At 33.0% G+C, this 8,436-nt stretch carries 7 protein-coding genes; all 7 read left to right on the forward strand.

The features are described 5' to 3' along the window. The coding region (locus tag B0A81_RS21915; protein ID WP_208861311.1) for a tail fiber domain-containing protein at window positions 1–1,514 on the forward strand (1,514 nt) is incomplete at its 5' end. Window positions 1,515–1,777: 263 nt separating this feature from the next. Further along, window positions 1,778–3,040 (forward strand): gliding motility-associated C-terminal domain-containing protein, encoded by a 1,263-nt coding sequence (locus B0A81_RS08710; protein WP_089057665.1) that lies wholly within the window; start codon window positions 1,778–1,780, stop codon window positions 3,038–3,040. 98 nt (window positions 3,041–3,138) lie between these two features. Beyond that, window positions 3,139–4,059, forward strand: a complete 921-nt coding sequence (locus B0A81_RS08715; protein WP_089057666.1) for a PorP/SprF family type IX secretion system membrane protein — start codon at window positions 3,139–3,141, stop codon at window positions 4,057–4,059. 12 nt (window positions 4,060–4,071) lie between these two features. Next, window positions 4,072–6,009 carry an OmpA family protein gene (locus B0A81_RS08720; protein WP_089057667.1) on the forward strand — a complete coding sequence of 646 codons (1,938 nt, stop codon included), beginning with the start codon at window positions 4,072–4,074 and terminating at the stop codon, window positions 6,007–6,009. Between the two features lie 117 nt (window positions 6,010–6,126). Continuing rightward, the gene (locus B0A81_RS08725; RefSeq protein WP_208861312.1) at window positions 6,127–6,471 is read left to right on the forward strand and encodes a hypothetical protein; all 345 of its coding nucleotides are present in this window, start codon (window positions 6,127–6,129) and stop codon (window positions 6,469–6,471) included. 241 nt (window positions 6,472–6,712) lie between these two features. After that, a complete protein-coding gene (locus B0A81_RS08735) occupies window positions 6,713–7,804 on the forward strand; it encodes a PAS domain-containing sensor histidine kinase (protein ID WP_089057670.1) in 1,092 nt (363 codons plus the stop codon). A gap of 89 nt (window positions 7,805–7,893) precedes the next feature. Continuing rightward, entirely contained in the window at window positions 7,894–8,358 is a 465-nt protein-coding gene (locus B0A81_RS08740) for a hypothetical protein (protein ID WP_089057671.1), read from the forward strand. The last annotated feature ends 78 nt before the right edge of the window (window positions 8,359–8,436 follow it).

Here is an 8,436-nt window from a genome sequence, read left to right on the forward strand (position 1 = left end):
TTGCAGGTCCAAAAGGAGATGCAGGAGCTCAAGGTCCGATAGGATTAACAGGAGCAACTGGTACTGCTGGAACAAAAGGAGATAAAGGAGATGCTGGAGCAACAGGACCACAAGGTTTAGCTGGAGTTGCAGGTCCTAAAGGAGATGCAGGAGCAACTGGTGCTGCCGGTGCAAGAGGAGCAACTGGAGCGCAAGGTCCAATAGGGGTAACAGGAAACACTGGTGCAGCAGGTCCAAAAGGAGATAAAGGTGATGTTGGAGCAACAGGAGCAACAGGTCCTGCCGGAAACCCAGCGCCAGTATATACAGCTGGTACAGGTATAGCAGTAGACAATACAAATCGTGTAATATCAGCATTAAATACAACAAATTTATGGAATGCAAATCAATTACAAGGTCGACCAATAAGTACAGTTGCTCCTACAGCATTCCAAGTTTTAGCTTGGGCTGGAACTAGCTGGATGCCTGCATCAATTGGTGCAGAACCTTGGAGAGTGGCTGGTACAACAAACAGTGCTACTTCTAATACAGAAAATATTTATCAAATGGGGAGAATTGGTATTGGAACTAATAATCCAGGTAAAGAATTGAGTGTTGTAGGTAATGCGGTAATTTCTAAGTCACTACAAATAGATGGTGAAGAGGTAGGTAACGGAACAACTAGAACAGGTTTATATTTTGGAACTACTACTAGTGGAGAAGGAATTACATCAAATAGAACAGCAACAAACGGAAACCAATGGGGATTAGATTTTTGGACTAATAATCAAAAACGTATGTCTATTGCTAGTAATGGTAACGTAGGTATTGGTAAACTGGATCCAGGGCAAAAACTAGATGTTGTTGGTGTTATCAGAGGAAATACCATGCATATTAATAACGGACTTTCGACAGGAAATTATGATAATCCTATAGAACTTAATTTTATAAGAAATGCATCAAATGACAGATGGATTTTAGGAGCATCACTTAATGGAAGAGGAAACGATATTTTCGAATTATCTCATGTAACAGGTGCTAACTTGTTTCAAAATAGGGTATTCGTTTATAATAGAACAAATAGTAGTTTGGCAATCAATCAGGGTGATGCAAACGCTTCTTATAGATTTTATGTTAATGGTGCTGCAGGAGGAACAACTACTTGGTCGCAATCATCAGACAGAAGATTCAAAAAAGACATTGCACCAATCACAAATGCATTAGATAAAATTATGAAGATAGAAGGAGTAGGTTATAACTGGAGAGCTGATGAGTTTAAAAATATGAGTTTTGATCAAAAACATCAATTAGGGGTAATTGCTCAGGATATTGAGAAAGTATTGCCAGAAGCAGTTACGATTGATGACAAAGGTTACTATTCAGTTTCTTATACTACAATTATTCCAGTATTGGTAGAGGCTGTAAAAGAGCAGCAAAATGAAATCTTGCTACTGAAACAAAATCAAAAAGAGCAACAAAATGAATTAGAAGCTCTTAAGAAATTGGTACAAGAAATTGCAGCAAAAAAAAAATAACTATTATGGAGTACAGTTTTTAGTAAAGACTGTACTCCTTTTTCCTAAATCATATTACAAGTGCAATGATCAATTTTTAAACGAATTGATTGCTTTCACTTGTTTTTTATTGAAAAAACATGTCTTAATCTGCTGTTTATTTGACGTATTCGGGCTGCTGGAATTTGTCTCTTTGTATTATAAAATATTAGTGATTAAATTTTAAAAAGACATTTTAAGATTCATTTATTTCTAATCTGCGCAAAGCAGTAAACTGAATTTTTATGAAAAATAAATTTCCATTTATAAAAAAAATGACGATTCTGGGTATTCTGGCTAGTTATCCTTCATGGAGTCTGCAAGCACAACTATTAAATCCGGATCAGATAAAAGTTGAACCAGGAACTTTGGTTTCTGTATATTTTGATTTTAAAAATACTTCTACGGGAGAATTCATCAACGATGGGCAAGTACATCTTTTTAATCATTTAACGAATGATGGCAAAGTAGATTTTACCACCTCACAACAAGGAACAACATATTTTACAGGAAACGAAGAACAAATTATCGACGGAGATATCCCTTCTCTTATTGTTTATTCCCGTTTTAAAAATGTTGTTTTTAATAACAAATATAAATCCGTTCCTTTTTTGTTAGCAACAGATATTTCTGTTTCTGGGAATGCTGATTTTCAAAAAGGGATTATCGATGCTGATAGCTATAACGGTCGGGTAATTTTCGAAAGTAACGCAGTGCATGCCAATGTAAGCAACAACAGTTTTGTTGATGGAAGAGTTACAAAAATAGGAACAGCATCATTTGAATATCCTGTAGGTGATGCACAATATTATCGCCCATCTATTCATGCCAATTCAGATAATGGTCAGGATGCTTATACATCACATTACTTTTTTCAAAATTCAGATCCTGCTTATCCGCATAACAGTAAAGAAGATAATATTCAATTAATCGATAATAAAGAATATTGGGAAATCACAAAAGATAAAGGACTTACTAGTATTGTGCTTTCTCTTACTTTAAATCCGGACACTACACCTTCTTACATCTATGAGGATAGTAAGGATACAGAAATACAAATAGTACGATGGGATGTTCCTTCAGGAAAATGGATTTCTGAGGGCGGTGTTACAGATGCAGCGCAAACAATGGTTACGGCACAAGTTTCAGGCTATGGCATTTTTACCTTGGCAAGGGTTACTAAAGTTCCGGAAGAGAAAGATGATTTGATTGTTTATAATGCGATATCACCGAATGACGATGGTAAAAATGATTTTTTCTTTATTAAGGGTATCAATAAATATCCTGACAATAGTGTTGAAATTTATAATCGTTGGGGAGTTTTGGTTTATCGTACTGACGGATATAACGAAACAGATCGTGTTTTTAGAGGATTCTCAGATGGACGCGCAACGGTAAATAGAGGCGCAGGTTTACCAACCGGAACTTACTTCTATATTTTAAAATATAAAACAGATACCAAGGTCAAAGATAAAACGGGCTATCTATATATAAATCAAGATAATTAAAAATTTGAGTTTGTCAGTAGTGCTTTGCAATGCATAAGAGTTAAACCAACTCTGTAAATTAGAAACACTTCGATTTATTCTTTAAAAAAATAATTAAAATGAATATTAAAAAAATAGGGTTATTGATAATTATTGTACTCACTAGCAATTATATGAGTGCACAACAAGATGCGCAATACACACAGTATATGTACAACCCAACGGTTATAAACCCGGCATATGCGGGTTCTCGAGACGTTATGAGTATTTTTGGACTCTATCGTACGCAATGGGTAGGGCTCGAAGGAGCACCAAAAACAGGAACACTTTCTATGCATACGCCTATAGAAAATTCGAGAGTAGGTTTAGGACTTTCGTTAGTTAATGATCGAATTGGGCCATCAGACGATACAACTTTGGCAGCAGATATCTCGTATACGATCGATGTTTCGTACCAATATAAATTAGCTTTTGGAGTAAAAGGAAGTGCGAATTTAATAAACGTAGATTATACCAAATTAGATATCTATGATCCTTCAGATCCGAGATATCAGCAAAATATAGATAATAAGTTTTCACCAAACGTTGGAGCAGGGGTTTACTTATACTCAGACAATACTTATGTAGGACTTTCGGCGCCGGCATTACTAGAAACCAGTCATTATAATGGTATGTCTACTTATGTTGCCAAAGAGAAAATTCATTATTACTTCATGGCAGGACACGTTTTCGACTTAGATTATAATCTAAAGTTCAAACCATCAGCATTAGTAAAAATGACCGAAGGAGCACCATTGCAAGTCGATTTATCTGCTAACTTTTTGTTTAATGAAAAATTTACAGCGGGAGTTGCCTATCGTTGGAGTGCGGCTTTAAGTGCATTAGTTGGTTTTCAAGTAAGCGACGGCTTATTTATAGGATATGCCTATGATGCAGAAACCACAAAATTAGCCAACTACAATTCAGGATCACATGAAATTTTTCTACGATTTGAGTTGTTTAAGAAATTTGATAAGATTGTTTCACCAAGATTCTTCTAAACGATATTTATAATGAAATCAAAAATACTACTATGTATCCTAATTTTAGGTTTAGGATTAGAAAGTCACGCTCAAAATAGTCAAATTAAAAAAGCCGAAAAAGAATATGAACAGTTCGCTTATATTGATGCCATTAAGATCTATGAAAATGTAGCTAAAAATGGCTATAAATCAGTCGATTTGTTTCAAAAACTAGGAAATGCTTATTATTTTAATGGGCAATTACCACAGGCAAATAAATGGTACGAAGCACTTTTTTTGCTCAATCAAACTGTTGATCCGGAATATTATTATCGTTATTCGCAAACGCTGAAGTCAATTGAGGATTATGATAATGCAGATAAAATGCTGAATGCTTTTAATAGAATAAACAGTAATGATTCGAGAGCTAAATTGTATGAAGCCAACAAAGATTATTATGCTGTAATTCTTCAAAATTCAGGACGTTATAATATAGAAACACTTGATTTAAATTCTGAACTATCAGATTATGGGACTTCGTTTTTAGAGGATAAAATTGTATTTGCAAGTACTCGTGAACAAAGAGGGATTTCAAAAAGCATTCAAAAATGGACGAATCAGGCTTTTTCAGCTTTATACACAGCAAAAATAGGCGCAAATGGTACGTTAGAAAAAACACAACCTCTTTCGAATATTGTTGATTCTAAATACAATGAAGCTACTCCGGTTTTTACCAAAGATGGCAAAACAATGTATTTTACCCGCAACAATTATAATGAAGGCAGAAAAGGAAAAGATTCTGAAGGCAAAAATTTGTTAAAAATATACAAAGCAACCCTTATAAATGGTAAATGGACCAATATAATAGAACTTCCTTTTAATAGCGATGATTTCAGTACGGCACATCCGGCGTTGAGTGCTGACGAAAAAACATTATACTTTGCATCTAACAGACCAGGAACTCTTGGAGATTCTGATATTTATAAAGTAACAATTTATAACAATGATCTTTTTGGAATTCCAGAAAATCTTGGAAACACGATAAATACTGAGGGCAAAGAAACTTTTCCGTTTATATCGGCAGAGAATGAGCTTTATTTTTCTTCAAACGGACATCCGGGATTAGGTGGTTTAGATGTTTTTGTATCTAAAATGAATGCAAACGGAAGTTTTGGAAATGTTTCTAATGTAGGAACTCCAATAAACAGCTCAATGGATGATTTTGCCTTTGTAATTAGTACAGCTAGTCAAAAAGGTTATTTCTCGTCTAATCGCGAAGGAGGAAAAGGCTATGATGATATTTATGGATTTACAGAAACCAAAAAATTGTCTTGCGAACAACTGATAGCAGGAACTGTTACAGACAAAAAAACACAATCTCTTTTGGCTGGAGCCAAAGTTATATTGCTTGATGAGCAAATGAATGTTGTAAAAGAGTTTTTGACCAATGACAAAGGAAGTTTTACCTACGATAAGGCCGAATGCGGAAAAGTATATTACATACGAGTTATTAAAGAAGATTATTTAACTACTGAAGAAAAAGTAACATTACCATTCGAAGAAGGAAAAACGGAGGTAAATATCGGTATAGAAAAAAATCTTGAAAAAATTACAACCGGAACTGATTTAGCCAAAGTTTTTGCAATCGAAATGATTTATTTCGATTTAGACAAATCAGATATTCGTCCAGATGCAGCTTTAGATATTAGCAAAGTAGTCGAGGTAATGAAACAATATCCCAATATGAAAATTGAGGTGGCTTCGCATACAGATAGCCGGGCTTCTAAAGGATATAACTTAACATTATCACAAAGAAGAGCACAATCTACAATGGATTTTATGATCAAATCTGGTATTGATAAAGATAGATTGCAAGCCAAAGGATACGGAGAAAGTCAATTAATAAACAAATGCAGCGATGGTGTAGCATGTTCTGAACAAGAACACCAACAAAACAGAAGAAGTCAGTTTATCATTATAGCAATGTAAAAATTGGTAATAAGTTAACTAGAAGTCATTTATTGGTAAAAGATAGGCTCATTCTTTTTAGGACTGAGAAAAGAATGAGCAGGCTTCTCTTGAATAAAAATGCAAATTGAATTAGATATGAAAAAGAAAAAAGTACTCGTATATGATAGCCAGCATTGTTTTTCTAGGTTTTTGAAGTACGAGTTAAAAAAAGATTTTGCATTTGATGTCTACAAAAATTTTAAAAAATTCGACAATGTAATTAGCCATTATTCCATTATGCTGTTTGTCATTAATTCAGAAAAAGAATTATATGATCTTATGCGAATTTTTCAAAGAGGTATTCCATTGATTGTTTGCGCTTTTAATAAAGACATAAAATCAAGATTAGAAATGGTAGATGATCTCCTTTTGTTTGATGCTACCAAATTAAAATCAGAAATACGGGACGAGTTAAAATTTTACATTACCAATGCTTCGTAAAAAAAAAGACATAAAAAGAATATTTAAAATTAAGATGTCTAAAGTGTAAATATGATTAAGATTTTTCTAATAAAACTATTTCATAAAATAACGGACTTATATTTTATAACTCAAAAAAAAACTATTCTTAAAAATGAGCAAAATAGTTTAAAGGAGTTATCGAATAAAGGGCTGGATTCAGACTGTAGTTTGAGTCTTTGGCTTGTAGATTCCTATATGAAAAATTTGATAAAGGAACCTTTTGAGAAATAAAATTGCTAATAATAATTTTGAAATGGGCTTACAAAGTTTTGGCATGGGGGTTTGGCATTGGGATATAATAATGAATACAGTTTTTTTTTCTGCCGAGTCATTAAAAATTATTGAGTTAGAATCAGATGATATAATTGACGATTGGGATATGTGGTATAAATTAGTTCATCCTGATGATCTTGAAATGTACTCGGCTTTTATTCTAAGATGTTTTGACACAGAAGTCAGTATTTACGAACATTGCTACAGAGTATTGACTAATAGTGGAAATTATAAATGGATTATAGACAAAGCTCAGGTAATTGCGAGAGACAAAGAAGGCAAACCGTTACGGGTAACCGGAGTTTATACTGACGTTTATTTTCAAACTGAAAAAGAATTAGAATTAGAAAAAATAATAAAACATCATGATGAGCAAAACAAACTGTTATTAAATTTTACCCATATCGTTTCTCATAATTTAAAATCTCACATAGGTAATATAAAATTGCTGCTCGATGTTCATGATTTGATAAAAGATAGCAACCCTTTAGAAACCCTCGAGAATATACGAATTGTTTCTAATGATCTTAACGATACAATAGCACATTTATCGGAGGTGGTGAGCATTCAAAATAATACAAGCATTAATGTAAAATCTTTAGATTTAGGTGAGTTCTTAAAAAAGATTTTAGTGGTAATAGCACCGCAGATAAACGAAAAGAGTGTAACCATTATCAATAATGTAGCAATTGGATCTCAGGTTATTTTTAACCCTGCTTATTTAGAAAGTGTTTTATTGAATTTAACTACTAATGCAATAAAATATGCCTCGCCCGAAAGAGTGCCAATAGTAAAGTTTGATTTTTTTATCGAAAATCAGAAAAAAGTATTCACTGTGACAGATAACGGATTGGGAATAGATTTAAAGAAATATGGCGCCGTATTATTTGATATTTTCAAAACATTTCATGCTGCAGATCACAGCTCTGGTTTAGGGTTACATATGGTAAAAAACCAAATTGATGCTATGAACGGAAAATTAGAAGTAAACAGCAAAGTTGGACATGGCAGCTGTTTTAAAATTATTTTTAAAGAGTAACATAAAGCTGGATAAAGATTAAAAAAGGAATAGTGCGATTAGCTTAGAAAATTACGCCTAGTCGCAAATTAATTAAAAAAAAGTATAAAATGAAAAAGTTGCTTTTGTTGGTATTTGCATATGTTGTAAGCATAAAATGCAAAGATGTACATCATGATAAATCAAGTTTAAATCCTGTTACAAAGGAATCTCAACAAGTAAAAAATAAAATTCCTCTAACAACCGGCTGCTATATTTTTAATGATAACCATAATTTTATTTCGTTAGAAATTACTAGTGTCGAAAAGGTAATAAAAGGAAAACTAATTTATTCTTTGTGGAATAAAGATAAAAACTCAGGCACTTTTACAGGACATTTAGAGAATGGTATTTTATTAGGTTATTACGTTTTTAGTTCTGAAGGAGTTGAATCAGTAAGAGAAGTTGCTTTTAAAATAAAAGGAGACCAACTTCTTGAGGGTTATGGCGAATTGAATGCAGAAGGTAACGCTTTTAAAGATGTTACGACATTACATTTTAATGCCGAAATGCCTTTGAAAAGGATAAATTTATAATCATTTAGATTTTATTTCAACTGGAATAAATATGAAAGTATAGTCATAGAAAGTGATTTTTATAATTTGAACGTCTAT

The sequence above is a fragment of the Flavobacterium plurextorum genome (genome assembly GCF_002217395.1).
GTDB lineage: Bacteria > Bacteroidota > Bacteroidia > Flavobacteriales > Flavobacteriaceae > Flavobacterium > Flavobacterium plurextorum.

Coding starts and splice junctions, on each gene's coding strand:
- B0A81_RS08710 (WP_089057665.1), top strand. CDS start 1,778: ATGAAAAATAAATTTCCATTTATAAAAAAAATGACGATTCTGGGTATT.
- B0A81_RS08715 (WP_089057666.1), top strand. CDS start 3,139: ATGAATATTAAAAAAATAGGGTTATTGATAATTATTGTACTCACTAGC.
- B0A81_RS08720 (WP_089057667.1), top strand. CDS start 4,072: ATGAAATCAAAAATACTACTATGTATCCTAATTTTAGGTTTAGGATTA.
- B0A81_RS08725 (WP_208861312.1), top strand. CDS start 6,127: ATGAAAAAGAAAAAAGTACTCGTATATGATAGCCAGCATTGTTTTTCT.
- B0A81_RS08740 (WP_089057671.1), top strand. CDS start 7,894: ATGAAAAAGTTGCTTTTGTTGGTATTTGCATATGTTGTAAGCATAAAA.